This is a genomic window from Ensifer sp. Root954, from assembly GCF_001429005.1.
In the GTDB taxonomy this organism is placed as follows: Bacteria; Pseudomonadota; Alphaproteobacteria; order Rhizobiales; family Rhizobiaceae; genus Ensifer; species Ensifer adhaerens.
In genome coordinates this window covers 364,440-391,384 of sequence record NZ_LMJM01000001.1, presented here as the reverse complement: position 1 = coordinate 391,384, position 26,945 = coordinate 364,440, and the positions used below count along the sequence as shown (strand labels likewise).

Here is a 26,945-nt window from a genome sequence, read left to right as displayed (position 1 = left end):
TCCTTGAGTTTCGTCAAGGCTAGGCGTTGAAATCGGCAGCGGCCATGGACAGAATGGCAAAATGACTTGGACTTTTTCGGGTGGAACATGAGCAGCAGCATTCCAAGTTTCTTCGTCTATGGCGAACCGGAGCAGAAGGTCGAGCCCGGGTTCTTCCATGTCGAGACGGTGATGGCGCGGCGGAACCTGCATCAGGGCCAGGTCAAGGCGCACAAGCACGACCAGATGGGACAGATCACCTACTGGCTGAGCGGCGGGGGAACTTACTTCATCGACGACAAGCCTTTGGACTTTTCCGCACCCGCCATCAGCTTCGTGCCGAGCGGCATCGTGCACGGGTTTTCGGTCGATCCAGAGACGAGCGACGCGATTGTCGTTTCGATTGCCGATGGTGCGCTGCTCTCTATCCGCGAGCAAACGACGCTGGCGCTCGATACGCCCATGATGATCCGTGGCGACGGTGAAGACCGGCATTGGCGCCGTCTTGCGGAACTGCTCGATATCGTCGCTGATGAGTACGCCGGCGGTGCCACGGGCACGCAGCGGATGCTGGCATCTCTGGTCGCCGCCGTGCTGACCCAGATCGCCCGCCTGGCAGCCGCAGCACCGCCCACCGCCCAGCCGACACAGGCGATGCTGGCCACGGAACTGCGCCGGCTCATCGATCTGCGTTTCCGCGAGAACTGGAGCGTCGGGCACTACACCGACGCGCTCGCCACGACGCCGCACCTGCTTGCCAAGGCGAGCAGGGATGCCTTCGGCATGCAGGTGAAGGAACTGATCAACGAGCGGCGATTGCTCGAGGCCAAGCGCCTACTGCTCTTTACGGTCCGGCCACTCGAAGACATTGCCTATGAGATCGGCTTTGCCGACGCCGCCTATTTCTCGCGCTTTTTCCGCCTGAGGGTCGGCGAAGCCCCGAGCGACTGGCGCCGCGCGCGGTTGAACTCGCCTGGAGCCGGCTAAGTCACCGGCTCCGAGAGGTATCGCCAAGTCCGTCGGTTATCGGCCATAGGCCCGCATAACCTCCATCAGAGGCTCATGCTGGATCGCCCGGATCTTGAAGCGATCATGGGCTGTGCCGCCGGAATCTTCGGCCGCGATCATCGCGTTCACCACTGCTTCTTCGACGCTGTCGACGGTCGCGAGATAGACGGGGTCAAGCAGCTCGTCGTTGACGATTTCCAGCGACAGTCGCGGCGGCGCCTTGTGGGCCATCGGCTGGGTGTTGGCGGTGGAGAAGGCGAGGAAGATGTCGCCGGAATTGTTGCCGCCGGGCGTGCCGTTGCGGCCGATGCCGATCGCCGCCCGTCGCGCCAGGCGCTTGAGTTGATGCGGTGCCATCGGCAGGTCGGTCGCGATCACGACGATGATCGAGCCGCGCTCCTGCATCTGGCTTTGCGGCGTGCCGTCGCGCATGTGTTCGCCGACCGGAACGCCGCGGATCGTCAGCCAGTCGCGTTGCCCGTGATTGGCTTGGACCAGCGTGCCGATCGTGTAGTCGCGGCCGCCGAATTCAACGACGCGCGAGGCGGTGCCGGTGCCGCCCTTGAAGCCATAGGCGATCATGCCGGTGCCGCCACCACAATTGCCTTCCTGGACCGGGCCGGACGCGGCAGCGTCGAGTGCGGCGTGCACATCGGCTTCCGTGATCGGCTGGCCGTTGATGTCATTCAAAACGCCGTCATAGGTTTCGGCGACCACCGGCATCAGCCAGAGGAAATCATCGGTGTCGTAGGTCGTCCTGTAGCGCTCCAGCATCCATTGGATGGTGGCGTGGTGGGTCATGCCGACCGCATGGGTGTTGGTGATCATCACGGGTCCGAGGAAGAAGCCGCCATCCTCGATCCAGTGGGTGCCGGTCATTTCGCCGTTGCCGTTGAAGCGGTGCACCCCGGCATAAACCGGGACCGGTGTTTCCGATCCGGCATGCGGCAGGATGGCGGTGACGCCGGTGCGCACCGGGCGCTTTCGGCCGGGTCGCGGCGTTTGCTCCTCGATAGTGCGGAAGCCGACGGCAATGCCTTCGACATCCGTGATGGCGTTGAAGCGGCCGGTGCGGCCGGCAAAGGGCAGGCCGATATCGCGGGCGCGGGCGCTGGAGGGCGTAGAGGTTTTGTCGTTCATGATCATTTCTGCCGGGAGCGAAGGTAAAGGCCGAGCGAGGCGACGACGAAGGAGAAGGTCAGCATCATCACGGCGATGGCGTTGATCTCCGGTTTGATGCCGCGCCGAAGCATGGAGAAGATGAACATCGGCAGCGTCGTGACATCGACGCCGGCGATGAAATAGGTGATGACGAGATCGTCCATCGAGATGATGAAGGCGAGCAGCGCGCCGCCGACGATCGCCGGGAAAAGCTGCGGCAGCACCACCCGACGAAAGGTCATCCATTCGTTGGCGCCGAGGTCGGCCGACGCGTGTTCCAACGTGCGATCCATGCCGGCAAGGCGGGCCGAGACGACGATGAAGACGTAGGAGATCAGGAAGGTGCACTGGCCGATGATGATCGTCGTCAGGCCCAGCCGGATGCCGGAATTGACGAAGAAGATCAGGAGCGCGATGCCGAGCACGATATCCGGCATCAGCATCGGCATGAACATCACCACCCGGTAGAAGCGCTGGCCGACAAATTCGAAGCGGTAGAGCGCAATCGCGATCGCCGTGCCGAAGACGGTTGCAATGGCCGTTGTCGAGGCGGCGATGACCAGGCTGTTCCACACCGCCTGCAGCAGCTGCCCCGTCGATTCGATGTAGAGCGCGCTCTCGGAGACCTTGGTCTTGAAGCCGAGAACCTGAGCGTACCATTCGGTGGTGTACCCGGTCCAGGTCATCATGTTCACCGGATTGGCGTTGAACGAATAGACGGCGATGACCACGAGCGGGATGTAGATGAAGGCGAAGAACAAGCCGGTGTAGGCAAGCAGGCCACCGGTAAAAAGGGATCGAGCGATCTTCATGGGCGCCTCACCGTGCCAGTGCGGCGGCAGCGCCGCGCCGTCCGGAAAGGATGACATGGGCGATCATCATGATCAGCATGACGCTCATCACCATCATCGCCAGTGCTGCACCGAAGGGCCAGTTGCGGGCGGCGAGGAACTGCTGCTCGATGAGGTTGCCGAACATCATCACCTTGGCGCCACCAAGCACCGCCGGCACGACGAAGTTGCCGAGCGCCGGGATGAAGACGATGACGGAGCCGCCGGCGATGCCGGGTGCGGTCAAGGGCAGGATGATGCGCAAGAAGGTGCGCACGGGGCCGGCGCCGAGATCGAGCGAGGCGCGCACCAGCGTCCAGTCGAGTTTCTCGACGCTGGCATAGACGGGCATGAACATGAAGGGAATGAACACATAGGTCATGCCGAGGATGATCGCGCCCTTGGTGTAGATCAGGTCGAGCGGCCGTTCGATCAGCCCCGTGGATAGAAGCACTTCGTTGACGAGGCCGGTCTGGCGCAGGATCAGCACCCAGACGAACAGCCGCACGATCAGACTGGTGAAGAAGGGCAGTGTGATCAGGAACAGGCAGAAGTTCTTCCAGCGGTCGGAAAGCCGGGCGATGCAGAAGGCCGCGGGGTAGCAGACGAGGAGGGTCGCGAGCACCGTAAGGGCCGCGATCTCGATCGAGCGCAGGAAGATCGCGATGTAGATCGGATCGAACTCCTCGAACATCGGATCGGCGAAGCCGAGAATGCGGCCGAAATTATGCGGGTAGAAGGTCCATTCCACCCCGCCATAAAGGCCGGGTGCGAGAAAGCTGGTCACGATCATGATCGCGAGCGGCCCGAGGAAGAAGACGGCGAGAAAGGCCGAGACGGGCCCGAGCAGGAGTGCAAGCTGGAAGCGGCGGCGACTGGCGATCGTCATCTTAGGCACCTGCGCTTTCGCCAATCAGGTGCACGGCGGCTGGATCATAGGCAAGTCGCGCCTTACGGGTCTGCTCGACCGTGCCAACGAGGCTGCGGCGGTTGGCCGGAATCTCGGCGACGACCTTGCGGCCCTCGGCGGTGCGACCGAACAGCTCGAAGGTGGAGCCGACGAAGACGATCTGGTCGAGATCGACGTCGATCGTCGGGAAGGGAGCGTTGTCCTCGGCGAGGAAGAACTGTTCCGGACGGATCAGCGCCGTTGCCTCTGCCGAAATCTTCCGCTCGCAGGGCCGGTGGCGGATCGCCATGCCGTCAGCCGTCATCAACCGGTCGCCGTCGAGCCTGCCTTCGAACAGATTGCTGGCGCCGATGAACGTTGCAACGAACGTGTTGACCGGATGGTCGTAGATGGCGCGAGGCGTATCGAGCTGCTGGATGCGCCCGCCTGATAGCACGGCAACGCGATCCGACATCGTCAGCGCTTCCTGCTGGTCATGGGTGACGAAGATGAAGGAGATGCCAAGCTCGTTCTGCAGCGTCTTGAGTTCGATCTGCATGGCCTGGCGCAGGTTCTTGTCGAGCGCCGACAGCGGTTCGTCGAGCAAAAGCAGCTTCGGCCGGGCGATGATGGCGCGGGCGAGCGCCACCCGCTGCTGCTGGCCGCCGGAGAGCTGGCGCGGCTTGCGTGCTTCCATGCCTTCGAGCCCGACCATCTTCAGGGCGGACGCGACCTTTTCCCGGCGCTGCGGCTTGGCAACGCCCGCCACCTCCAGCGAGTAGGCGACGTTTTCGCCGACGGTCATATGTGGAAACAGCGCGTAGTTCTGGAAGACGGTGTTGACCGGGCGACGATAGGGCGGCCGGTCGGTCATGTCCTCGCCGTCGATCAGGATCGAGCCGCCGTCGAGTTCGACGAAGCCGCTGATCGCCTGCAGCAGTGTGGTCTTGCCGCAACCGGAGGGACCGAGCAAGGTCAGGAATTCGTTGCGGCGGACATCGAGATTTATACGGTCGAGAGCGGTCACGGTGCCGCCTTCCGGAGTGGTAAAGGCCTTGCTCGCCTCCACCAGCCGGACGATGGAATTCTGCATACTTCTGTTCCCCAAAATGTTATGCAAATAACGCTTGTGCGTTTTCGATATATGGATACCATTTGCCTATCGGAGTCAACGGCCACGAGAAGCCGTGATCCGGAAGCGGCCGGTCAAGGTCGTGTCAGGCCGTCCGGCCAGAACCATCAGAGGAGAATTTCGATGACGATGACAAACGGGACGACCCGCGGGGGCAGGAGAGCCTTCGCGACCCGTGCGCGCACAGTGGCACTGTCCCTCGCGACGCTGACAGCCCTTTTCGGCACGGCGCAAGCGGCCGAGCTCAACATCTACAACTGGGGCGAATACATCAATCCGGCTGTCCTCAAGAAGTTCGAGGAGGAGACCCAGATCAAGGTCAACCTCTCGACCTATTCCTCCAACGAGGAGATGCTGGCGAAGATCCAGGGTGGCGCCACGGGTTACGACATCGTCTTCCCGTCGGTGCACATGCAGGACATCATGGCCAAGCTCGACCTGCTCGAAAAGACCGACATCAACACCTATGAGGGCTTCAAGAATATCGACCCGACGTTCCTGCGCGCCAAGAGCGACCCGAAGGGCGAATATTGCCTGCCCTATGCCTTCGGTACGGTCGGTATCCTTTATAACCGCACGCTGCTCGGCAAGGACGTGACCGGCTGGCGCGACCTGATCGAAACCGTGAAGGCCAAAGGCCTGAAATTCACGCTGCTTGACGACATGCGCGAGGTGCTGTCGGTCGGCCTCATCCTCAATGGCCACAAGGTCAATTCCACCGACCCTGCCGAATTGCAGCAGGCGGCCGATACGATCATCGCCATGAAGCCGGATGTCGCCGCCTTCACCTATGACACCCGCCCGATGGTCGCGGCCGGCGATGTGGCGGCCGGTCATTTCTTCGTCGGCTCGATGGTCGACGTCTTCGGCAATCCGAAGGATCTCGGCTACGTGATCCCGGAGGAAGGCGCGACGATGTATCAGGAGGATATCTGCGTTCTGAAGACCGCGCCGAACAAGGAGAACGCCGTAAAGTTCATGCAGTTCTACACGCGTCCCGAAGTGGCGGCGCTCAACATCGAGCAGCAGACGAACGGCACGGCCAACGTGCCTGCGCGGCAATTGACCCCCGAGCAGATCAAGAATAGCAAGGAAATCAACCCGCCGCCGGAAACCATGCAGAAGCTGCAGATCTTCGAAGATCTCGGCCCCGGCGTGCGCCAGCTCGATCGGGTCTGGACGAAGGTGAAGACGGCGCAATAAACAGGCGATGCGACGGAGCGGGATATGCGGCGCTAGCTTGCCGGCGTCCCGCTCCGATCATGCAAGGGGAGGGGACGTGGCGCAGCGAATCCTGAAGCTGGTGCGCAGCGACGAGCTCAGACGCTCGAAATCTGATAAGCTCATCGCCAACTACATCGAGCGTAATCTGGCCGACATTCCCTTCGAGACGGCGCGTTCGATCGCGACCCGGCTTGAAGTTTCGCCGATGACGGTCGGGCGTTATCTTCGGCGCATGGGCTTCGACGGTCTCGACGAGCTGAAACTAGAGCTTCGGCGCGACGGCTCCAACAATCCTGCCTGGCAGGTGAAGGGATCGGTTGGCCGTCTGCGCGACGACAACCGCGAAGGCAAGCTGCTTGCCGGCCTGATCCAGCAGCAGATCGACAATCTCGGCATGATCTATGAGTTGACGACCGCGCCGGAATGGCAGCAGGCGATCGACGCTCTGATTGCTGCCAGCGAGGTCTATGTCGCTGCCTACCAGAACGTACGCGGCATCGCGCAGTATTTCGCGAGCCAGCTATCCTATACCCGGCCGCGGGTGCAGTTCGTCGATGGCCTCAACGGCACCTATGCCGAGCTGCTCGACGGTTCCGTCGAGGGACGCGTGCTGTTCCTGCACGACGTACGCCGCTTCGCCGCCAAGGCGCGGCCCTTGGCGGAGGAGGCGCGTCGGGCCGGCGTCAAGGTCATCCTCTTCACCGACGAGTTCTGCCCCTGGGCGCCGGAGGTCTCCGACATCTGCCTCGTCGTGCCCGGGTCCCATGGTCCGCTCTGGGATGGAGCAGCAACGACCGTCGCGGTCATGGACCTGCTTCTGAGCAACATCATCGTCGTCCTCGGCGACGAGGTCGGCGAGCGCGTCGCCCAGCTTACTCGGCTACAGAACGTCTTCGGCGACTTCGAGGATTGAAATCGAAGTCCGAAAGCTCAGGGCGCCGACGTCTGCGGGATGTAATCCAGCCCGATGTCGATGGAGGCCGGCCGGCCGTCGAGAAGCAGTTCGCTGATGCGCGGCGCCGTCCTGGCGATGACCTTGCCGTCCTTGACCACGCAGAGCCGGTTCGGTTTCAGCCGCAGCGCTTCGCTGACATCGGCCGCCTGCATCAGGACGAGGTCGGCCTTACAGCCGACGTCGAGGCCATAGCCTTCAAGGCCCATGGTTTTCGCTGCATTCACGGTGATGGCGTCGAAGATCTTGCGCTTGTCCTCGATCCCGCCCATCTGCGTCACGTGGATGGCCATGTGAGCCACTTCCAGCATGTCGCCCGAACCCATCGAGTACCAGGGATCCATGACGCAGTCGTGCCCGAAGGAAACGTTGAGGCCGGCCGCCATCAACTCGCGAACCCGCGTCATGCCGCGGCGCTTGGGATAGGTGTCGTGGCGTCCCTGCAGCATGATGTTGATCAGCGGATTGGGGATCACGTTGATCTCCGCCTCCGCCATCAGCGGGATCAGCTTGGAGACATAGTAGTTGTCCATCGAGTGCATCGAAGTCAGGTGCGATCCGGCGACGCGGCCCTGAAGTCCGAAACGGACCGTTTGAGCCGCCAGCGTCTCGATGTGGCGCGACATCGGATCGTCGGTCTCGTCGCAATGCATGTCGACCGGCAGGCCGCGGTCTGCGGCGATCCGGCAGAGCACTTCCACCGAGCGGGTGCCATCTTCCATCGTGCGCTCGAAATGCGGGATGCCGCCGACGATGCCGATGCCCATATCGAGTGCGCGGTTCAGTGAAGCCTCGCCGTCGGCCGCGCGAAAATAGCCGTCCTGCGGGAAGGCGACGAGCTGCAGGTCGATATAGGGCGCGACCTTTTCCTTTACCTCCAGCAGTGCCTCGGCCGTCACCAGCCGTGGATCGGAGGTGTCGACGTGGCTGCGGATGGCAAGAAGGCCCTGGCTGACGGCGAGGTCGCAATAGCGAAGCGCCCGCTCGACCAGCGCCTCCTTGGTCAACATCGGGCGCAGCTCGCCCCAGAGCGCGATGCCTTCCAGCAGCGTGCCCGAAATGTTCATCCGCGGCAGTCCGAGCGACAGCGTCGCGTCCATGTGGAAATGCGGGTCGCAGAAAGGCGGGCTGAGCAGGCGGCCGGTGGCGTCGATTTCTTCGCCCGCTGTCGCGGCAAGAGCCATCTCGATCGCTGCGATCTTGCCGCCCTTGACGCCGACATCGACGCCAAGCCGTCCGTCCGGAAGATTGGCATTGCGGATGATCAGGTCGAACATGCTGGTTTCTCCGGTGGCGGTAACGGCGCGGGCCTTGAGCGAGGCTTAGGAGCCGAAGCTCTTTCGATAAGCCGCCGGCGACGTGCCGAATCGACGAACGAAGGAACGACGGAAGGCGATATCGTCATGGAAGCCGATATCGGTCGCAATCTTTTTGAGCGGGATGCTTGTGTCTTCGGCCAATCTGCGCCCCGCCTCAAGCCGCATGCTCTCAACATAGTCAGCCGGCGTCATGCCCACCTCCTGCTTGAATTGCCTGGAGAAGTTTCGCTCGCTCATGCCGGTGCGCCTGGCGATCGCCCCGACACCGAGATCGGCAGAGAGGTTGTCGGCAATGTAGTCCTGCGCCGCGCGAATAGGGGTCTTCTGCGCAAGCTGGCCGGCAAGGAGCGTGCTGAACTGGGTCTGGCCGCCGGGTCGCTTGAGGAAGACAACAAGTTCACGCGCGACTTTCAAGGCGATGTCCAGGCCGAGATCCTTTTCGACGATGGCAAGTGCGAGGTCGATGCCGGCTGTCACGCCCGCCGAGGTCCAGACATTGCCGTCCTTGGTAAAGATGCGGTTGGGCTCGAGCTTCACCTCCGGAAAGCGCTTGCCGAATTCCGCCGCTTGCGACCAATGCGTCGTCGCCCGCCTGCCGTTCAACAGGCCCGCTTCGCCGAGCACGAAGGCGCCGGAGCATACCGATCCGAAGCGACTGGCACGGGCGGATGCGTCCTTCACCCAAGTCAGAAGCGATATCGGAAGCGGTCGTTCGTGAATGAGCGGGTCCCCGGCAACCAGCAGGGTATCGATGTCGGCAATGCCGTCATCCATCGCACGGTCGGGAAGGAGGGTCAGCCCGGAAGACCCACGCACCGGGGCGGTGGAGGCGCTGACGACCTCCACCGAATAATGGTCGGTGCCACTCTGACGGTTGGCCTCCGCGAACACGTCCGAAGGGCCGATAACGTCGAGGAGCTGGACGCCCTGCATTGCGACGATCGCGACTTTGTGAACGGCCATTAGCGAACCTCGAACAATCTGCCGGTGAGGATGATGCTGATCGTCCGATAGAAGACAACCGCAATCGCGCCAGCCAGAAACAGAAAGAACAGTCCAGCCAGCCCGGTGAGGACGGTGCTCTCGGCAGACGCAGCATACCGGAAGAAGGCGATCGAGAGCGCAGCAAGCGGAAAGCTGATCGCCCACCAGCCGACGCTGAAGGGGACATGGGAGCGGAATACCATCGGCGACAGGACGAGCATCAGAAACAGCGCGAAGTAGAACAGGACCGTGGCGAAGAGATCGACCGAACCCGTGACATTGGTATAGGCGAGGAAGCCGACGGCAAAGGGGGCGACCAGAACCATGAGAGACGGCCGAGCCAGCGCCGGAAGTGGATCTTCATGGCGCAACCGCGAGAAGATCAGCGCAATGAAGACTGCGGCGATGACGCTGCCGACCGAGAAGGCAAGCATGTTGACCTCATGTGCCCAGGCGAACGGCATGGCGTGGCCGGTAACGGCGATATCCAGAGTGGCGACACCGGGGATGAGCAGCGGCGGCAGCGTCGTATCGCGCGACTGTTGCCGGCCGAGGAAGCCCCTGGCGACGACATAGGCGAGGGCGAAGGTCAGCGCCGACGCAGCCGTCCAGACGACTTCTGACAGCAGCGGGCTATAGCGGTTCAGAAAAGCTGACTGCAGAAGCAAGCCGATTGCGACCGTTGCGAAGAAGTTGCTTTGAACCGGATGGGCGAATTCGGCGGCGACCGTGGCCGGATGGCGGTGCCACTTGAAAGCGTAGCCGAGCGCAAGGCTTAGAAAGATCGAAGTCCCGAGCCAGCCGACATATTCGCCGGGAAGGGCCGGCAGACCGATCGTCCTGGTGGCTTCGCGCCAGGCGAGGCTCAGGCCGGTTATGCCCATTACCGAGGCGAACAGGTTGATCGGAAGCTGCGAGATCGACCTGCGGGTCAACGGCGTGCTGTTCGAGAGGTCCATGGATTGAACGGTCATTGGATTATTCCTGTCCGAAAGAGTGCTGACAGGATTAAAACACGCCACGCCGTTGTCTTGAATGATCCAGATAGTACGATTCCGGACTCGCTGCGTATGTTTCCGGCCAAGGACCGATCAGTCGCGCCGTCATATGGATTGCGGACGGCGAAGCCGGTCACACGGCTCCGTAGCTGCGCCAGAGAACGTAAAGGCTGACGGAAAAGATGATCGCACGGAAAATCTTGGTCAGCGTATCGCGCTGGGTCGAAAGCTGCGTCGAAACGATCGTGCCGATCACGCCACCCGCGACGCCACCCAGGATGAAGTAGCCGGCGATGCGCCAATCCACCAATCCAGAGGCGGCATAGTTGATCGCGGTCGTCAGGCCGAAGGTGCCGACAGCAAGCAGCGACGTGCCCACAGCGTTGATGAGCGGCATGCCGGTCGCAAGCAGCAGTCCGGGAACGATGAGGAAACCGCCGCCGATGCCGAAGAAGCCGGAACAGGTGCCGGTCAGAAGCGCTGTCAAGCCGGTCTTGGCGTGTGTGCCGAGCGAAAGCGACTGCGGTGTCGCCGCCGTGTCGCACCTGACCTTCCGCATGGCGAAGCTGACGAACATCATCACGAGGCCGAAGAGGAACAGCAATCGCTGGCCATCGATCAGCTTGCCGAGGCTGGAGCCGAAAAAGGCGCCAAGCGAACCCGCGACCGTGAAGATCAGCGCGCAGCGCCACCAGAGATGACCGCGGAGCGCGTGGCTTATCAGGTTGAGATAGGCATTGGCGGAAACCGCAAGCGCTCCGGTGCCGAGCGCGGTGTGCACGTCGCGGATGCCGACGACATAGATCAGGAGCGGCGTCGCCAGGATCGAGCCGCCACCGCCGATCAGGCCGAGCGTGAAGCCGGTGAGCGAACCGGAGCCGATCGCAAGCAGCATCTGCTGGAAGGGGTCCGCCACGATGCCGCTACCCCCAGACCGAACCGGGCAGCGCGTCGAGCGGTATCTTCAGGTAGCGTCGGCCGTTGTCCTCGGCGACAGGGAGCTCGCCGCCACGCACGTTCACCTGCAGCGCGTACAGGATGAGCTTCGGCATCGGCAGGGTGCGGTCGCGCGCCTCGCGCAGGCCGACGAAATCGGCCTCGGACTTGCCGGCAACGTGCGGGTTCGTGGCCTTCTGTTCGGCGACCGTGCTTTCCCAGCGCGCCTCGCGGCCGCCGGGGCAATAGTCGTGGCCGGTGAAGAGCCGTGTTTCGTCCGGCAGTGCCAGAATGGCCTGGATCGAGCGCCAGAGGTCGGCAGCGCTTCCGCCCGGAAAGTCGGCGCGGGCCGAGCCGCTGTCGGGCATGAACAGCGTGTCGTGAATGAAGGCGGCGTCGCCGATCACGTAAGAGATCGAGGCGAGCGTATGTCCCGGCGAATGCATGACGTGGGCCTTGAGCTCACCGATCTGAAACGTCTCGCCGTCGGCAAACAGCCGGTCCCATTGCGAACCGTCGCAGGCGAAGTCCGGCCAGTTGTAGATCTCCTTCCAGATCCGCTGCACGCCCTTCACATGTTCGCCGATCGCCGTCGGCGCGCCGGTCTTCGCTTTGAGGTAGCGCGCCGCCGAGAAATGGTCGGCGTGCGGGTGGGTGTCGAGGATCCACTCGACCGTCAAACCCTTGGCGGCGATATGGTCGAGGATCGCATCGGCATTCCGCGTCGCGGTCGAGCCGGACTTTTCATCGAAGTCCAGCACCGGATCGATGATCGCGCATTTGCCCGTCGCCGGGTCGGCGACGACATATTGGATGCTGCCGGTGCGGGGATCGTAGAAGCCGGTCACATCGGGCTTATGCATAGGCGAGGGCCTCTTCAGCCGCGGCGCACGGGAAGAAGATCGCGCGGGCGGGGTCAAAATCGTAATCGGCTTCGAAGCTCGGCGCGTCGGCGGCGAGCTGCGTGACGCAATCGAGAATGTACTTCACCTTGTCTTCCGAAAGCAGCACGCTGAAGTTCAGCCGGGTGAAACCCGGCTTCTCGATTTCCTCGCCGGCAAGGATCGCCTGGCGGATCTGTTCGGAGTGCTCGGCATCGATCGACAGCAGCCGATGAACGTAAGGTCCGGCGCAGGCGCAGCCGCCGCGCGCCTGGATGCCGAAGCGGTCGCTCAGCATGCGGGTGACGAGCTGCTGGTGGACATAGCCGCCCTTGCCGTTCCTGATGCGGAACGAAAAGATCGGCAGCCGGTCCGGTTCTTGCAAGCCGAGCAGTTCCAGTTGCGGAATGGCCCTCCAGGCGGCAAATGCCTGCTCCGCCAGTTCGCGGTTGCGCCGCTCCATGCTCTCAAGCCCGATCGCGTGTTTGACGATGAAGGCAAGGGCTGCACGGATGTCACCGACGACGTTCGGCGTTCCGGCCTCTTCGCGGGCCTCGATGTTGGCGCTGTAGTCGTGTGTATCCGGCGAAACGAACTTCACCGTGCCGCCGCCCGGCCAGGTCGGCTTGTCGGTCGTGACACTGTCGCGGCGAACGATCAGGATGCCGGAAGCACCCGGGCCACCGATGAACTTGTGCGGCGAGACGACGATGGCGTCGATCTCGGCACCGGAAACGGGAGACATGGCGATTGGAACATAGGGGCCGGCGCCGGCATAGTCCCAGATCATCTTCGCACCGGCAGCCTTGACCATGCGGGTGATCGCGGCCACGTCGCTGGTGATGCCGGTGATGTTCGAGCCGGCCGAGAGGGTACAGACTGTCAGGTCGGACGAGCCAACGCTCAGCGCTTTGCGAAGTTCCGTGAGGTCCGGTCCACCCGCCGGGCATTCGGCGATCTCAACGATCTCAGCGCCGCTTTCGCGCCAGGGCAGGATGTTGGAGTGGTGCTCGTAGGGGCCGATGATGACGCGGACGGTTTGGCCGGCAGCAACCGCGTCGCTAACGCCGACGAGCTTGACCAGACGGTTGATGCCGGAGGTCGCACCGGAGCCGGTGAAGATCACGGCATGGTCGGCCGTGGCGCCGCAGAATTCCCCGATCAGCGCCCGCGCTTCCCGCCGCATCCGGGTCATGAAGCCCCCGCAATAGGAGGCTTCGGTGTGGCTGTTGGCGTAGTAAGGCAGGACCTCTTCGAGCACGAAATCTTCGATCACGCGCAGCGCGCGGCCGGAGGCGACGTAGTCGGCATAGACCAGTGCCTTCGTGCCGTAGGGACCGGCGATCCGCGCCTTCGCTCCGACCAGGTCGTCGCGTAGCTCGGCGACGAGACCCGGCCGGTTCAGGGACTGGCGGAACCGGGCGAGCGGCGAGAGCGCCTCGCAGGGTTGGTGGACGGCGGGCACGATCATCGCGCTTACTCCTCGGAGCGGACATTGACAGCAATTGTAATCCCGTCCAGGGTCGAAAACCTCACCTATCTTCTGCGGTTTCATCGAGGAATTGTGTCAAATGATCGAATCGTCGCTCAAAATCGATGCTTTCGATCTGAACATTCTTACCGCATTGCAAAAAGATTCGTCGCTGTCGCAGCGGGATCTGGCCGAAAAGGTCGGCCTGTCGCAAAACGCCTGCTGGCGGCGCCTCCAGCGCCTGCAGGCAATCGGTGTGATCCGGGGCTCGCATGCAGACATCGATCTCGACGCTTTGGGGCTGGATCTCACCGTGTTCGTGATGATCCGCACCCGCCATCACTCCAAGGAATGGAGCGACGGTTTTCGGCAGCATGTCGAGCGGTTGCCGGAGGTGATCGATTTCTATCGCATCGGCGGGGATTGGGATTATCTGATCAAGGTGGTGACCCGCGGCATGCGCGGCTATGACACCTTCTACCAGAAGCTCATCACCAATTTCGACCTCGCCACGGTCACCGGCTTCTTCTCGATGGAGGCGATCATCAACGGTCGCCCCGTGGATCTGAGCCGGTTGAGGTGAGGCGCCGTCTCCCGGCACCTCATCATTCTGTCGTTACATGACGCCGAAGCGTTCGAAGGCCTCGACGGTGCTCATGCCGGCCTCGATCGCCAGCCGCACCTTGTTTTCAGTCTCGGCCTTTTCCAGCGCCAGCGCGATCGCCTCGCGCTCCGCCTCCTTCGGGATGACGAGCACGCCGTCGCGGTCGCCGAAGAGGATGTCGCCCGGCCGGATGCGGATGCCGCCGATCTCGATCGGGATGCCGTAGTCGACGACCTTGCCGCGTGGGCCCTGGTCCTGGGCGTAGGAGCCGTAGCAGAAGGTCGGGAAATCGAGCGCGAGAATGCCGGCGCTGTCGCGGCAATAGCCGTCGCAGATCGCACCGGCCGCCTTGAGTTTCATTGCTCGCGTCGACATCAGTTCGCCCCAGACCGCATAGCGCGGCGACGAGCCGGAACAGACGTAGATCTCGTTTTCCTTCAGGCTATCGAGTGCATGGAACATCAGGCCGAAAGGCTTGGCGCTGAATTCCGAATGGCCGCCGGCCTCAGCGGTCGCGAAAAAATCCGCCTCCAGCACGGGCATCGCGCGGCCCACAGCGACCATGTCGTCGCGCAGCGCCTTGATCTGCGGCGGCAGGAACTGGTGCTGCAGGCCCATCGTGTCGAGAATGTCGCCGACCACGGCCGTGAACAGCCGGCTGCGCATGGCGGTAAAGAGTTCGGTATCGTCTTCAAAATGTTTCATGTCTTCCCTCAATCCTTGTGCGCCATGGCCGTTGCAATGCCCTGCATGACGCCTCTGATTTCTGCGAGACCCTTCAAGCGCCCGATCAGCGAATAGCCGGGGTTGATCCGCTCCTTGCCGATATCGTCCGCGAGCAGATGGCCGTGATCGGGCCGAAGCGGGATCTGCCAGTCGGTGCGACCCTCGCGGACGCGGCGCTCCTGCTCCTGCATCAATGCCAATATCACCGCGGGCATGTCGCTCGATCCGCCAAGATGGTCGGCCTCGTAGAAGGATCCGTCTTCTTCGCGCTGGACGTTGCGCAGATGGGCGAAATGGATGCGCGGGCCGAATTCGCGCACCATGGCCGGCAAATCGTTGTCGGAGCGTGTGCCGTAAGAGCCGGTGCAGAAGGTGATGCCGTTGGCCGGACTGTCGACGGCGGCGAGAATGCGCCGGACGTCGGCCGGCGTCGAAACGATCCGCGGCAGGCCATAGAGAGAGAAGGCTGGGTCATCCGGATGGATGCAGAGCCGGATACCGACTTCTTCTGCGACCGGCACGATCTCCCTGAGGAAGCGCGCGAGGTTCTCATGCAAGATGTCGGCGGTGACGCCATTATATTCCGAGAGGGCTGCGAGGAAGCTCGCCCGGTTGAACTGGCGCTCGGTGGCCGGAAGACCGGCGATCAGATTGCGTTCGATCCGGTCGATTTTCGCCTGGTCCATCTCGTCGAAACGCTGGCGGGCGGCGGCGATCTGCTGCGTTGAGTAGCTGTCCTCCACATGCGGACGCTGCAGGACGAAGAGGTCGTAAGCGGCAAAATCGACAGCATCGAAGCGCAGCGCAAAGCCGCCATTGGCCAAAGGCTGCATCAGTTCCGTGCGCGTCCAGTCGACCACCGGCATGAAGTTGTAGCAGACGATGCTGATGCCCGAACGTGCCAGGGCGCGAAGCGTATCCTTGTACCAGCCGATATAGCGATCGCTATCTGGCGTCGCGAGCTTGATCGAATTGTGCACCGGAATGCTCTCGACGACGCTCCAGCGCAGGCCGGCCGCCTCGATCAGCGCCTTCTGCTTAAGGATAGCCTCATCGGACCACGGCGAGCCGTCGTAAATGTGATGCAGCGCCGAGACGATCCCTGTGGCGCCCGCCTGCCGGATGTGGCTGAGCGGCACCGGATCGTTGGGCCCGTACCAGCGAAAGCACTCTTCCATCAGTCTCATGCAGAACTCCTACCCGCTTCCGTGGCTATTGTTGGACCACGCCCGGCAATAATGTCCCATTGGTCCAACAATTCAAGTCTGAAAGCGGAGATTTCGCGTGAAAATCACCGATTAAGCTGAGGCCTTCAAATTTCGCTTGACGGAAACTGCAATCTGGACCAACAAATAAGGCATCGCAGGGAGGAGAGCCGGTGAGCAGTTCGGTAAGGGAAGAGGTGTTGTCGGGCGTCGAGGCCGTGGAGCCGGGCAAGACCTCGGCCGTCGATCGGCTGGTCGAGCAGATCCGCGACATGATTTCTGAGCGTGGCCTTGGTGTCGGTGACGCGTTGCCGACCGAGCGTGATCTCGGCGAACAGTTCCAGGCCGGCCGCAACACCGTGCGCGAGGCGCTGCAGGTGCTGCGCGCCTATGGCATGGTCGAGACCCGGCCGAAGGTGGGCGCCGTGATCAGCGGTGGCCACGGCGAGGCGATCCGCCGGCTCTTTGCCTTTCACAACGGTATCTCACCGGACTCGTTTCATGACCTGCAGGGCTTCCGCCGCATCATCGAGACCGGTGTCGGCGAACACATCATCCTGACGGCCAGCGACGCCGATTTCGACCGGCTCGATGCGATCAATTCCAGGATCCTTGAGGCCGAGAGCGTCGAGGCAGCCGCACAGTGCGACTATGAGTTCCATTCGGCGATCGTCGAACTCTCGGGCAACCGCACGACGCTTGCCGCCTATCACATGCTGCGTTCGGTGATCGAGGAGGTCATGCGGCTCGGCAAGGCCGAACGTCCGGTGCACGCGGCGACCTTCGAGGCGCATGCCGAGATCATCCGGGCGCTGAGGGCGCGCGACCGCATCGCCTATGTCTACCTGATGAGCCGTCATCTGGAGTTCGGCATCCGCTTCGTCGATGCCGTGCCGGGCAGCTCGCAGCCACGATAAACATTTGGAGATTGGGTCCGAACCGCGCTTCACGCGGTGCGGGCAGCCATTTGCCGGATTTTCGCCCGTTGGTCCGGCGGCACGAACAGGGCACTTGGGAGGAGAACCAATATGAGCAACATGAAACGTCTGGCGCTTGCCGCACTTCTTGCCACCGTCAGCTTTGCGCCGGGCGCAGCCTTTGCTGGCGGCAAGGCGATCGCTGGCATCGTCTTCCAGCAGGACCAGTATTTCCGCGGCATCCAGATCGGCATGGAGAAGGCTGCGGAAGCCGCCGGCGACGAGCTTCTCGCCGGCAACAGCGACAGCAAGCTGGAGAAGGAAGCGCAGCTCATCGACACCTACATCGCTCGCGGCGTGAACTCGATCGTCGTGGCGCCGCTTTCGGCCGATGCCTCGGTGCCGGCGCTGAAGAAGGCGCGTGATGCTGGCATCACGGTCGTCACCTACGGCACTTCGGCCAATGGCGACGTCGCCCAGGCGACGGTGACGAGCTCGGACCGCGATATCGGCATCGGCACAGGCAACGCCGCAACCGACTTCCTGAAGACCCTCGGCAATGGTGGCAAGGTCAAGATCGGCACGCTCGCCTTCAAGGCACTGCTGCCTGAACAGTCGAACGCCCGCGTCGACGGGTTCTTAAGCGTCGTCAAGGACCAGGTCGATATCGTCGCCCAGCAGGATGCCTGGCTTGCCGAAAAGGCGCTCGCGGTCGCAAGCGACATGCTGACGGCCAATCCCGATATCCAGGTGATCTACGCTGCCAACGAGGGCGGCACGATCGGTGCGGTCCAGGCCGTGAAAAAGGCAGGCCTCGAAGGCAAGGTCTTCGTCTTCGGCACCGACGGTTCCGAGCAGCTCGCCAACATGTTGCTGAATTCCGACAACGTACTGCAGGCAACGACGGCGCAGCAGCCGCTCGAGGTCGGCAAGCAGGCGATCGAAGCGGCACAGAACCTGCTCGACGGCAAGAAGATCGAGACCAAGGTCAACGTGCCGGTGCTGCCTCTGACGCGCGCCGATACGCAGGCGGTCGCGGCCTACAAGGAAGGCCTGAAGGCGCTGAAGTGATTGGGTTTTGACGTCAGCCGAGCGGCGGGACATCGCGCCCGCCACTCCCTCGTCTTGCACAGCAGGAAATCCGCATGAGCTATCCGCAACCGAGTTCAGCCGCGTTGCAAGGGGTGCAGGGACGGCTGGACTTTCGGGCCGTGACCAAGCGTTACGGTCCGACTGTCGCCCTCTCCGAATTCACCCACAGCTTCGCCCCCGGCCAGGTGCATGCCCTGATGGGCAAGAACGGCTCGGGCAAATCAACGCTCGTCAAGCTGCTTGCCGGCGTCACCGAGCCGACATCGGGCACGATCAGTGTCAATGGCGAGGATCGCCATTTCACCTCGCCGCATGATGCCTTTGCCGCCGGCATCGTCACCGTGCACCAGGAGCTCTCGCTGGTGCCGGAGCTTTCTGTCGGCGAGAACATCTTTCTCGGCCGGCTGCCGCATCGGCGTCGCGCCGGTTTCAGCGTCGTCGACTGGGCGGGCCTGCACAAGCGCGCCGGCGAATTGCTTGCCGACATGGGGCTTGCGATCGATTCCCGCCAGCCGGTTTCGGCGCTGAGCGTCGGCCAGCAGCAGGTGGTGGAAATCGTCAAGGCGATGTCCTTCAACCCGTCGATCCTGCTCTTGGACGAACCGACCTCGGCGCTGGCGTCGCGCGAGGTCAAGCAGCTCTTCGCACTGATCGAACGGCTGCGCGCCCGCGGCGTGACGATGATCTACATCACCCATCGGATGAGCGAGCTTTTCGAGATTGCCGATACCTGCACGGTGATCCGCGACGGCCATTACATCGGCGCGGTCGAGATGAAGGCGACGACGCCTTCGGCGATCGTCGGCATGATGTTCGGCGATGCCGCCCGCGCAACGCGGCCGCCGCGGCGCACGCTCGATCGCACCCGGCCGGTGCTCGAGGTGCGGGATCTCAGCCGCTCCGGGCATTTTCAGAATGTTTCTTTCGATCTCTATCCGGGCGAAATCCTCGGAATCGCCGGCCTGCTCGGCGCCGGGCGCACCGAACTGATGAGGGCGATCTTCGGCGCCGACCGGATCGACAGCGGTTCAGTGACGTTCAACAGTCGCGATATGACCGGTGCCAGCCCACGCGACATGCGCAAGGCGGGACTCGGCTACACGCCGGAAAATCGCAAGGAGGTCGGCCTCGTGCAGTCGCTTTCGACCGCCGACAATCTCTGCATGGCGAGCCTCGGCCCGATCTCCAACAGAGGCTTCATTTCGCGCCGCCGCGAACAGCCGCACGTGCGCCGCCAGATCGCCGATCTGCACATCAAGTGCGGCGATCCGGAACTGCCCGTGTCGTCGCTGTCGGGCGGCAACCAGCAGAAGGTGGTGATCGGCAAATGGTTGAACCGGCAGCCGTCGGTGATGTTCTTCGATGAGCCGAGCCGCGGCGTCGACGTCCAGGCCAAGCGCCAGATCTTCGACATCATATGGCAACAGGCCGCCGATGGCCTTGCCAGCCTCTTTGTCTCGACCGAGCTCGAGGAGGTGCTGGAAGTCGCCGACCGCATCCTCGTCATGCATCACGGCGCCGTCGTCGCCGAAGTGGATCCGACGAAAACCGACCTGACCGAACTCTACGGCCTGTGCATGGAAGGGGCCAAGCAATGACACTCGTGAGCCAGACCACGGAAACAGGCGGACAGAACACGCCGCTCAAGTTTCTGAAAACCTACCCGATGGAGATCATTCTCGCCGCATTGGTGATTTTCCTGATCTTCGTCGCACCGGGCTTCGCCTCCACCAGCAACGTCTTGAACGTGCTGCGCACCGTCTCGATGCTCGGCATCATCGCCTTCGGCATGACGGCGGTTATCATCAGCGGGGAGATCGATCTCTCGGTCGGCGCCGGTGCCGCGCTCGCCGGCTGCATCGTTGCCTGGTTCGCCGACCGTTTCACCGACACGTTCGGTGACTGGGGCGCGGTCACCGTCGGTTTTGCGGTGGCACTTCTGCTCGGCTTCTCGCTCGGCTATCTCACCGGCCGTTTCCGGCAGTGGTTCAACGTGCCGACCTTCATCACCACCCTGGCGCTTTTCGCGGCACTCCGCGGTGTCGCCAATTTGATCACCGGCGGCTTCCCGATGTCGTCCTTCCCGCTCGGTTTCGATTTCCTCGGCGGCGGTTATCTCTTCGGCATTCCGTTCCCGGTCTATATCTTTGCGCTGACCTTCGCGGCGATGCACTTCCTGATGAAGTACACAAGCTTCGGCCGTGAGGTTTACGCGGTCGGCGGCAACATGGAGGCGGCACGTCTCTCCGGCATCGACATCTGGAAGGTGAAGGCGCTGACATTGGGCCTGACCGGCGCGCTAACCGCCGTCTCCGGCACGCTGATCGCCTCGCAGATCGGGGCCGGCACCGGGACGACGGCGACCGGCATGGAACTCGACGTGATCGCGGCCGTCATCATCGGCGGTACCTCGCTCTTCGGCGGCAAGGGCCGGATCTGGGGCACGCTGATCGGGGTGCTCTTCCTTGGATGCATCTCCAACGGCATGACGCTGATGAATGTCAGCGAATATTGGCAATACGTCGTGCGCGGCGGGATCATCCTCGGCGCCGTGCTCCTGAACCAGGTTCTGGAACGGGTGCGCTGAGACCGGCGCGGGGTGTCCGCATCCCGCTCCCCCTTATGACCAACGATCACGCTTATGATCTCGGGTCGACGCCGGCCCGGATCATCGCGATCCATCGCGGAGACAATCATGACTGAATTCAAGGGAAAGATCGCGCTGGTCACCGGCACGTCCGGGATCGGGCTTGCCTCGGCGATCCGGCTCGCCTCGTCAGGCGCCACCGTGCTTGCCTGTGGCAACGACGTCGCCACCAACGAGATCTTCGACCGCATAGCCAAAGAGCGCGACTTGCCGATGTCGACCCGACTGACGGACGTTGCCGTGGAAGCAGAGGTCGAAGCGGCCGTGCGCGAGGCGGTGCTGCGCCACGGCGGCCTCGACATCATCGTCAATGCCGCCGCCGTTCACCCCTATGGCACCGTGCTCGACACCAGCGCCGAGACCTTTGCGCGCTGCCTGTCGGTCAATGTCGGCTCGATATATCTCACCGGCCGCTTCGGCATTCCGGAAATGATGAAGCGCGGCGGCGGCGCGATCGTCAACATCTCCTCGGTGCAGGGTCATGCCTGCCAGCAGAACGTCGCCGCCTATGTCGCTTCCAAGGGCGCGATCCATGCGCTGACCCGCGCCATGGCGCTCGATCATGCGGCGGCGAAGGTCCGGGTCAATTCGGTCAGCCCAGGCTCGGTGCGCACGCCGCTGCTATCGCTTGCAGCCCGCACCTATGGCGGCGAGGGCGTCAGCGAGGCGGAAGCCTTTGCCCGCTTCGGCGCTGCACACCCGATCGGCCGCATCGGCGAGCCGGAGGAGGTGGCCGAGCTGGTCGCTTATCTCGCCTCGGATCGCGCCGCCTTCGTCACCGGCTCGGACTTCCGCATCGACGGCGGCCTCACCGCCGGCATCGGCGTCAAATAATCGGATAGGAAACGACAAGATGAAAATCGGCCTTGGGCTCTACCGGGAGCAACTCACCCCGGATAACTTTCAGTTTGCCTTGCAGGCGGGCGCGACCCACGTCGTCGCGCATCTCACCAACTATTTCGCCGGCAAGGATCCGAAGATCGACAGTGGCGACCAGGGCGGCTGGGGTGATTGCTCCGGTGACCGGCTCTGGACTTACGAAGAGCTGTCGGCGCTGGTGAAGGACGTGCGGGCCGGTGGGCTGGAAGTGGCGGCGATCGAGAACTTCTCGCCGCGCTTCTGGCATGACGTGTTGCTCGACGGGCCAGAGCGGGCGCAGCAGATCGAGGGGCTGAAGCAGCTCATTCGCGACGCCGGTCGCGCCGGCATTCCCTGCATCGGCTACAATTTCTCGCTTGCCGGCGTCTATGGCTGGACCCGCGGCCCCTATGCCCGCGGCGGTGCGGAATCCGTCGGCTTCGGCGTCGAAAACAGCATCGCGCCAAGCCCGGATGCGCCGATCCCAGACGGCATGGTCTGGAACATGCGCTATCGTCGTGGCGTCGCCGGCGCTGCCTCCGTTTCCGTCAGCTCGGCGGAGCTCTGGGACCGCCTCAGCCACTTCCTGAAGGAGGTCGTGCCGGTCGCCGAGGAGGCGGGCGTGGTGCTCGGCGCTCACCCGGACGATCCGCCAGCCGAGGAACTGCGTGGCACCGCGCGGCTCGTCAACCGTCCGGAGAAGTACGACCGGCTGATGGCGATCGCCGACTCGCCCTCGAACGGGCTCGAACTCTGCCTCGGCTCGCTGCAGGAAATGCCGGGAGGGGATATCTACGAGCACGTTCGTCGTTTCGCCCGCTCCGGCCGCATCGGCTACATCCACTTCCGCAACGTACGCGGAAAGATGCCGCGTTATGTCGAGACCTTCGTCGACGAGGGCGATATCGACATGGCCGAAATCATCCGCATCCTGCGCGACGAAAACTACCAGGGTGTGATGATCCCCGACCATACGCCGGCCATGACCTGCGGCGCCTCCTGGCATGCGGGCAAGGCCTTTGCGCTCGGCTACATGAAGGCGCTTGTGCAGAATGCCGAGGCGCTCGGCCCCGCGCGTTCGATCCCGACAAGCATCGCAGCGGAATAGGAGGCGGAGATGGCCCGTGAGCTCGTCTGTGTCGCGCCCGTCGGCGACCGCTGCGGCGAGGGCGCCGTCTGGTCGGCGGAAGAGGCGGCGCTCTACTGGACCGACATCAACCGCTTTCTGATCCACCGCTATGACGAGGCGACGTGCGCGGTCAGGACGTGGCTCTTCGACGAGCCGGTGGTGGCGATCTCGCTGACCCGTGAAGATGGGCGTCTGCTCATCGCTCTCGGCTCGAAGCTCATATGGTGGTGGCCCGAAACCGACCGGCGGCAGGATCACGGCTTCGTCCTGCCCGGTTCACCGCGTGTTCGGCTGAATGACGGTCGCGCCGATCCCCTCGGAAACTTCTGGGTCGGCTCGATGAAGAACAACGTGCTTCCGGATGGCCAGCTTGGCGACGTTGCCCCGGGCGAGGGCATCCTCTACCGGATCGCACCCGATGGCACCGTCACCGAATGGCGGCATGGCCTCGGCATTTCCAACACGCTCTGCTGGAGCCCGGATCGAAGCACCTTCTACTTCGGCGATACGCTGGCAAACGAGATTTACGCCTTCGACTATCATGCCGTGGACGGCTCGATTTCCGGCGAACGACCCTTCTTCACCGGTTTCGATCGCGGCGCGCCCGACGGCTCGGCGATCGACAGCGAGGGGTTCCTCTGGAACTGCCGTTATGGCGGTGGCTGCATCGCCCGTGTTGCGCCGGATGGCAGCCTTGCCGAGACGATCGATATGCCGATCACCAACATCACCACCTGCACTTTCGGTGGCGCCGACCTGAAGACGCTTTACATCACCACGGCCGGTGCGGGGCCAGCCGAGCGTCTCGCCGGCAGCCTCTATGCCATGCGCGTCACGGTCGCCGGCATGCCGGAAAACCGGTTCGGGGCGGCTACAAAGTGAGCGCGGAGACCACACGGCGCGCGCTCGCCTGGGCGCATGGCTGCCTCTCGGTGCAGTCGCTCGGCGGCATGCTCGGCCCGGTGCTGTTCCTGCTTCCGGACGGGCGGCAAGTCAGCCCCTTGCAAGTTGCGCCTTGGGGCAACGATCCCGAGCGCGAGACGCTGCCGGAAATCCTGAAGGAATTGCGTGGCGAGTGGCCGTGTGTGCCTTTCGGCAGCGACGCCAGCCGCACGCTTCCTGCAGGCTGGTCCGTAGACGGTGAGAGTTTCGACGGCGCCGGCGTGCCGCATGGCCATAGCTCCAATGTCCATTGGGCGTGGGGTGCCTGCGATGACCGCCAGATAGCGATGGAATGCCATTATCCGGAGAACCATCCGATCCGACTGTTGCGGCGGCAGATCGTGCCGGATCCAAATGCGCCCTCCATCGACATCACCCTGGAAATCGAGGCCCGGCGTCCGTGCCGCCTGCCGATCGGCCTGCATCCGACGTTCCGACTGCCGAGCCGTCCCGGTTCGGTCACGATCGAACCCGGCGCCCATGATCGCGTCTGGAGTTTTCCCGGCGATGTCGAACCGGGCGCGGCTCTGTTCTCGCCCGATCGGCAATGGTTATCGCTCGGCAAGGTCGAGACGCGCAAAGGTGTCATGCTCGATGCGTCGCAGGTGCCGCTTGTCGAGGAGACCGAGGACCTGCTGCAGCTCTCGGGCATCGACGGCAGCCTCGCGCTCCACTATCGCGACGAGGGTTTTCGCGCGCGGCTCACTTGGCAGAACGAGCATTTCCCAAGCTTGCTGCTCTGGTACAGCAACCGCGGTCGCAAGGCCTACCCCTGGAATGGGCGGCACGTGGCGCTCGGCGTCGAGCCGATCGCATCCGCCTTCGATCTCGGACCGGCTGTCTCCACGGGCGACAGCCCCATCGCGGGATCCGGCGTTGCAACGGCGATTGCCTTCGAACCCGATCAGACCTTCACCACCCGCTATCGGCTTTCCGTCGAAGCCGCTCCGATCGGCTGAATGGTCGCTCGCTGAGACATATCCAACTGAAAGGCCAAGAGAATGAAATTGTTGCGTCTCACCGTCGACGGCTCTGCCGTGCCCTGCATCCTCGATGGCGAGGGCAAGGCGCGGGACGTGTCTTCGCTCGTCCAGGACTTCACGGCGGAGACTTTGCCTGGTGTCTTGGCAGTGCTCTCCGGCGCCGATTTCGCGGCGCTCCCTGTGATGCCGGTGGTCGATGCGGACATCCTGCCGCCGGTCGCAAGGCCCGGTACAATCTGGTGCGTCGGCCTCAACTACTCCGACCATGCGGAAGAGGCGGGACTGCCAGTGCCGTCCGAACCGATCCTCTTCAACAAGGCGGCCGGCACCTATTGCGGCCCGAACGCACCGCTTCTCCACACCGAGAAAATGTCGAAGCTGGACTGGGAGGTCGAGCTCGGCATCGTCATCGGCAAGCGGGCGCTCAACGTATCGCGCGCCGAGGCTATGGACCATGTCCTCGGCTACACGATCGTCGACGATGTCTCCGAACGTGCCTGGCAGATGGAGCGTGGCGGGCAGTGGGTGAAGGGCAAGAGCTTCCCGAATTTCTGCCCGACGGGCCCCTGGCTTGTGACGAAAGACGAGGTTCCGGACCCGCAGGCCCTGTCGATGTGGCTCGACGTCAACGGCGAGCGCATGCAGGCGGGTACGACCGCGCGCATGATCTTCGACGTCGCGACCATCGTCTCCTACATGAGCGAGTTCTGCGTGCTGGAGCCCGGCGATCTCATCTGCACCGGCACGCCCCCCGGCGTCGGCATGGGCAAGAAGCCGCCGCGCTATCTTGGGCCCGGTGACGTGGTCGAACTCGGTATCGATGGACTCGGCCGCCAGCGTCAGGTCGTTCAATCCCTCTAGACATGCAGAAGGGTCTCACCATGAAGGAAAAGACGGGACGTTTGACCGGGCGCATTGCCGTGGTCACGGCTGCCGGCCAAGGCATCGGCCGCGCGGTCGCCGAACGACTGATGGCTGAAGGCGCCGAGGTCCACGCCAGCGACATCAATGCCGAGCTGCTCGCCACACTCGAAGGGGTTACAACGACGCGGCTTGATGCGACGGATCATGTGGCGGTCGGTGCCTATTTCGACGCCTTCGCCCGGGTCGATATCCTCGTGCACGCGGTCGGCTACGTGCATCAGGGCACGATCGAGGAATGCTCGCCCGCCGATTGGCGGCGCTCGGTGAACATTACGCTCGACAGCGCTTACAACGTCATTGCCGGCGCAATCCCGAAGATGAAGGCCAATGGCGGCAGCATCATCACCATCGGATCGGTTGCCTCCTCGATCAAGGGTTTCCCGCGGCGTGCCGCTTATGGCGCCGCCAAGGGTGGCGTCATAGGCCTGACCAAGGCGGTGGCAGCTGACTACGTTTCTCAGGGCATTCGCTGCAATTCGGTCTGCCCCGGCACTGTCGCGTCACCCTCCTTGGAAGAGCGCATCGGCGAACTTGGCGAAAAGCTTGGAAGCCGGGATGAGGCCTACCGGTCCTTCATCAGCCGCCAGCCGGCCGGCCGGTTCGGCACGGTCGAAGAAGTCGCCGCCATCTGCGCCTTCCTCGCCTCCGACGAGGCGGCCTTCATTACCGGCCAGGCAATCAACATAGACGGCGGCATCACGATCTGAGACGCCGCATTCTCGCAAGGCCGTGAAACGCAAAACACCTCCGGATGCGCTCCGGAGGTGTTGGTTTTCGTAGGCCTGTTGGCGTCGGCGTGACGCCGTTCGGGATCGGTTGTCGCTTACGCCGACAGCGCCTTGAATTCGGCAAGGATGGCGTCGCCCATCTCGGTGGTGCCGACCTTCGTCGCCCCTTCGGCCATGATGTCGCCGGTGCGGATGCCCTGGTCGAGCACGTTGGCGATCGCCTTCTCCAGATTGTCGGCTTCCGTCACCAGGTTGAAGGAGTAGCGCAGGCACATGGCAAACGACGCGATCATCGCGATCGGGTTGGCGATGCCCTGGCCGGCAATGTCGGGTGCCGAGCCGTGCACCGGCTCATAGAGCGCCTTGCGCTTGCCGCTGACACCATCCGGTGCGCCGAGCGAGGCCGAGGGCAGCATGCCGAGCGAG

General features: G+C 63.4%; 27 protein-coding genes. 14 read left to right on the top strand and 13 right to left on the bottom strand.

Annotated elements, in window-relative coordinates; genetic code table 11:
* Positions 1-87: 87 nt before the first annotated feature.
* Positions 88-966: a helix-turn-helix domain-containing protein gene (locus ASE71_RS01695; protein WP_060517825.1), complete on the top strand. Its 879-nt coding sequence runs from the start codon at positions 88-90 to the stop codon at positions 964-966.
* A gap of 36 nt (positions 967-1,002) precedes the next feature.
* Here the strand turns inward: ASE71_RS01695 and ASE71_RS01690 are convergent, their stop codons facing one another.
* From ASE71_RS01690 to ASE71_RS01675, 4 genes are read right to left on the bottom strand one after another with little or no spacing between them, the layout of a single operon-like run.
* Positions 1,003-2,127 carry a P1 family peptidase gene (locus ASE71_RS01690; protein ID WP_060517827.1) on the bottom strand — a complete coding sequence of 375 codons (1,125 nt, stop codon included), beginning with the start codon at positions 2,125-2,127 and terminating at the stop codon, positions 1,003-1,005.
* 2 nt (positions 2,128-2,129) lie between these two features.
* Positions 2,130-2,960 (bottom strand): ABC transporter permease, encoded by an 831-nt coding sequence (locus ASE71_RS01685; protein ID WP_060517868.1) that lies wholly within the window; start codon positions 2,958-2,960, stop codon positions 2,130-2,132.
* A gap of 7 nt (positions 2,961-2,967) precedes the next feature.
* Positions 2,968-3,867, bottom strand: coding sequence for an ABC transporter permease (locus ASE71_RS01680; protein ID WP_034787833.1), 900 nt, complete (start codon positions 3,865-3,867; stop codon positions 2,968-2,970).
* A 1-nt stretch (position 3,868) separates the two neighbouring features.
* Positions 3,869-4,960 carry an ABC transporter ATP-binding protein gene (locus ASE71_RS01675; protein ID WP_034787836.1) on the bottom strand — a complete coding sequence of 364 codons (1,092 nt, stop codon included), beginning with the start codon at positions 4,958-4,960 and terminating at the stop codon, positions 3,869-3,871.
* A 162-nt stretch (positions 4,961-5,122) separates the two neighbouring features.
* Here ASE71_RS01675 and ASE71_RS01670 point away from each other — a divergent pair, with 162 nt between their 5' ends.
* Both ASE71_RS01670 and ASE71_RS01665 read left to right on the top strand, forming a co-directional pair.
* Complete coding sequence (locus ASE71_RS01670) at positions 5,123-6,202, top strand: spermidine/putrescine ABC transporter substrate-binding protein (protein WP_234852724.1); 1,080 nt, start codon at positions 5,123-5,125, stop codon at positions 6,200-6,202.
* 76 nt (positions 6,203-6,278) lie between these two features.
* Positions 6,279-7,136 (top strand): MurR/RpiR family transcriptional regulator, encoded by an 858-nt coding sequence (locus tag ASE71_RS01665; RefSeq protein WP_043614025.1) that lies wholly within the window; start codon positions 6,279-6,281, stop codon positions 7,134-7,136.
* A gap of 17 nt (positions 7,137-7,153) precedes the next feature.
* On the opposite strand, the gene ASE71_RS01660 is transcribed toward ASE71_RS01665, so the two are convergent.
* The 6 genes from ASE71_RS01660 to ASE71_RS01635 form a co-directional block, all read right to left on the bottom strand.
* Entirely contained in the window at positions 7,154-8,452 is a 1,299-nt protein-coding gene (locus ASE71_RS01660; RefSeq protein WP_060517830.1) for an amidohydrolase family protein, read from the bottom strand.
* A gap of 45 nt (positions 8,453-8,497) precedes the next feature.
* Complete coding sequence (locus ASE71_RS01655; RefSeq protein WP_060517832.1) at positions 8,498-9,457, bottom strand: GlxA family transcriptional regulator; 960 nt, start codon at positions 9,455-9,457, stop codon at positions 8,498-8,500.
* A complete protein-coding gene (locus tag ASE71_RS01650; RefSeq protein ID WP_034787853.1) occupies positions 9,457-10,452 on the bottom strand; it encodes an SLAC1 anion channel family protein in 996 nt (331 codons plus the stop codon). The genes ASE71_RS01655 and ASE71_RS01650 overlap by 1 nt, the downstream gene beginning before the upstream one ends.
* A gap of 157 nt (positions 10,453-10,609) precedes the next feature.
* Positions 10,610-11,371, bottom strand: coding sequence for a sulfite exporter TauE/SafE family protein (locus tag ASE71_RS01645; RefSeq protein ID WP_060517834.1), 762 nt, complete (start codon positions 11,369-11,371; stop codon positions 10,610-10,612).
* Positions 11,372-11,399: 28 nt separating this feature from the next.
* Positions 11,400-12,275 carry an MBL fold metallo-hydrolase gene (locus ASE71_RS01640; RefSeq protein WP_060517836.1) on the bottom strand — a complete coding sequence of 292 codons (876 nt, stop codon included), beginning with the start codon at positions 12,273-12,275 and terminating at the stop codon, positions 11,400-11,402.
* Complete coding sequence (locus ASE71_RS01635) at positions 12,268-13,764, bottom strand: aminotransferase class V-fold PLP-dependent enzyme (RefSeq protein WP_082566296.1); 1,497 nt, start codon at positions 13,762-13,764, stop codon at positions 12,268-12,270. Before ASE71_RS01635 ends, ASE71_RS01640 begins: the two co-directional genes overlap by 8 nt.
* Positions 13,765-13,864: 100 nt before the next feature.
* On the opposite strand from ASE71_RS01635, the gene ASE71_RS01630 reads away from it, so the two are divergent.
* Positions 13,865-14,347, top strand: coding sequence for an Lrp/AsnC family transcriptional regulator (locus tag ASE71_RS01630; protein WP_034787865.1), 483 nt, complete (start codon positions 13,865-13,867; stop codon positions 14,345-14,347).
* A gap of 33 nt (positions 14,348-14,380) precedes the next feature.
* Here the strand turns inward: ASE71_RS01630 and ASE71_RS01625 are convergent, their stop codons facing one another.
* On the bottom strand, positions 14,381-15,073 hold the full coding sequence (locus ASE71_RS01625; protein ID WP_034787868.1) for an RraA family protein: 693 nt from the start codon (positions 15,071-15,073) through the stop codon (positions 14,381-14,383).
* 8 nt (positions 15,074-15,081) lie between these two features.
* The gene (uxuA, locus tag ASE71_RS01620; RefSeq protein ID WP_060517838.1) at positions 15,082-16,272 is read right to left on the bottom strand and encodes a mannonate dehydratase; all 1,191 of its coding nucleotides are present in this window, start codon (positions 16,270-16,272) and stop codon (positions 15,082-15,084) included.
* A gap of 200 nt (positions 16,273-16,472) precedes the next feature.
* Here uxuA and ASE71_RS01615 point away from each other — a divergent pair, with 200 nt between their 5' ends.
* From ASE71_RS01615 to ASE71_RS01570, 10 genes are all read left to right on the top strand, one after another.
* Positions 16,473-17,216, top strand: a complete 744-nt coding sequence (locus ASE71_RS01615) for a FadR/GntR family transcriptional regulator (protein ID WP_051659113.1) — start codon at positions 16,473-16,475, stop codon at positions 17,214-17,216.
* 111 nt (positions 17,217-17,327) lie between these two features.
* Complete coding sequence (locus ASE71_RS01610) at positions 17,328-18,287, top strand: substrate-binding domain-containing protein (protein ID WP_051659114.1); 960 nt, start codon at positions 17,328-17,330, stop codon at positions 18,285-18,287.
* A 74-nt stretch (positions 18,288-18,361) separates the two neighbouring features.
* Complete coding sequence (locus ASE71_RS01605) at positions 18,362-19,906, top strand: sugar ABC transporter ATP-binding protein (RefSeq protein WP_082566297.1); 1,545 nt, start codon at positions 18,362-18,364, stop codon at positions 19,904-19,906.
* Positions 19,903-20,895, top strand: coding sequence for an ABC transporter permease (locus tag ASE71_RS01600; RefSeq protein WP_034787896.1), 993 nt, complete (start codon positions 19,903-19,905; stop codon positions 20,893-20,895). The genes ASE71_RS01605 and ASE71_RS01600 overlap by 4 nt, the downstream gene beginning before the upstream one ends.
* 108 nt (positions 20,896-21,003) lie before the next feature.
* Positions 21,004-21,789, top strand: coding sequence for an SDR family NAD(P)-dependent oxidoreductase (locus ASE71_RS01595; protein WP_034787900.1), 786 nt, complete (start codon positions 21,004-21,006; stop codon positions 21,787-21,789).
* A gap of 19 nt (positions 21,790-21,808) precedes the next feature.
* Positions 21,809-22,921, top strand: coding sequence for a mannonate dehydratase (locus ASE71_RS01590; protein ID WP_060517840.1), 1,113 nt, complete (start codon positions 21,809-21,811; stop codon positions 22,919-22,921).
* 9 nt (positions 22,922-22,930) lie between these two features.
* Positions 22,931-23,824: an SMP-30/gluconolactonase/LRE family protein gene (locus tag ASE71_RS01585; protein ID WP_060517842.1), complete on the top strand. Its 894-nt coding sequence runs from the start codon at positions 22,931-22,933 to the stop codon at positions 23,822-23,824.
* Entirely contained in the window at positions 23,821-24,843 is a 1,023-nt protein-coding gene (locus ASE71_RS01580) for a hypothetical protein (RefSeq protein ID WP_034787909.1), read from the top strand. The genes ASE71_RS01585 and ASE71_RS01580 overlap by 4 nt, the downstream gene beginning before the upstream one ends.
* Positions 24,844-24,885: 42 nt before the next feature.
* Positions 24,886-25,728: a fumarylacetoacetate hydrolase family protein gene (locus ASE71_RS01575; RefSeq protein ID WP_060517844.1), complete on the top strand. Its 843-nt coding sequence runs from the start codon at positions 24,886-24,888 to the stop codon at positions 25,726-25,728.
* Between the two features lie 20 nt (positions 25,729-25,748).
* Positions 25,749-26,498: an SDR family oxidoreductase gene (locus ASE71_RS01570; RefSeq protein ID WP_060517845.1), complete on the top strand. Its 750-nt coding sequence runs from the start codon at positions 25,749-25,751 to the stop codon at positions 26,496-26,498.
* A 116-nt stretch (positions 26,499-26,614) separates the two neighbouring features.
* On the opposite strand, the gene ASE71_RS36665 is transcribed toward ASE71_RS01570, so the two are convergent.
* The coding region (locus ASE71_RS36665) for an isocitrate/isopropylmalate family dehydrogenase (RefSeq protein WP_244497345.1) at positions 26,615-26,945 on the bottom strand (331 nt) is incomplete at its 5' end.